Origin of the sequence: Neglectibacter sp. X4 (genome assembly GCF_009917365.1) — a bacterium.
In the GTDB taxonomy this organism is placed as follows: domain Bacteria; phylum Bacillota; class Clostridia; order Oscillospirales; family Acutalibacteraceae; genus Acutalibacter.
On record NZ_QWLE01000268.1, the window covers coordinates 1 to 649 of the forward strand.

Genomic DNA, 649 nt, shown 5'->3' on the forward strand with positions numbered 1-649 from the left:
ACATCTCTACAAATCGGGCTTTAATTAATTCGTCTAGTCTAGCAAGTTGAGTTTGGTTATACTCGATAATTTTCTGAATCTTATCAAGGATTAATACAATTTCTTCTTGTTTCTGTATATTTGGATATCGGATTTTAGCATTTTTCAACCATTTGAAGTGCCTACTATATCCCGTATTTGGTATTTTCGTATTCTTAAGCGCATAATAGAGATATTTATAATTTGCATCCTCTAATTTAGACTTCAACACTTTAGTACCATCTGCTCCCAGAAAAAAAGGAGTATCTATATATTTAATCGTTCTAGTATGATCCCCAAATATTATAACAGGAACATCTGTAAAAAGTCCCTCGCTATTATCAGTATATCCTGCAATTTTTGCTTGTCCCTGATCTACAATAATATTTTTGCCTTGTTCGCAATATTCACTAGCTTTTATTTTTACTCCATATTTAGTGCAATCAATAAATATCTCGTCAAACGTTTTCATCAATTCAACTACAAATCCAAATTTATGCGATTTCCTCTTTTACTGCCTCAAGCATATACAATGTATCTGGATCAATATCAATACAATTAGAGCTATCCCTATTACCCGACACATCCCATGCCAAAGTGTCATTCATTATCGTGCAAGATTTAATAAAAA

The 649-nt window shown here is 31.9% G+C and carries 1 protein-coding gene; it reads right to left on the reverse strand.

Going from position 1 to position 649, the window contains the following annotated elements; genetic code table 11:
* A partial coding sequence (locus D1841_RS18060; protein WP_207710210.1) for a restriction endonuclease subunit S occupies positions 1 to 490 on the reverse strand: 490 nt, incomplete at its 3' end.
* Positions 491 to 649: the final 159 nt, after the last annotated feature.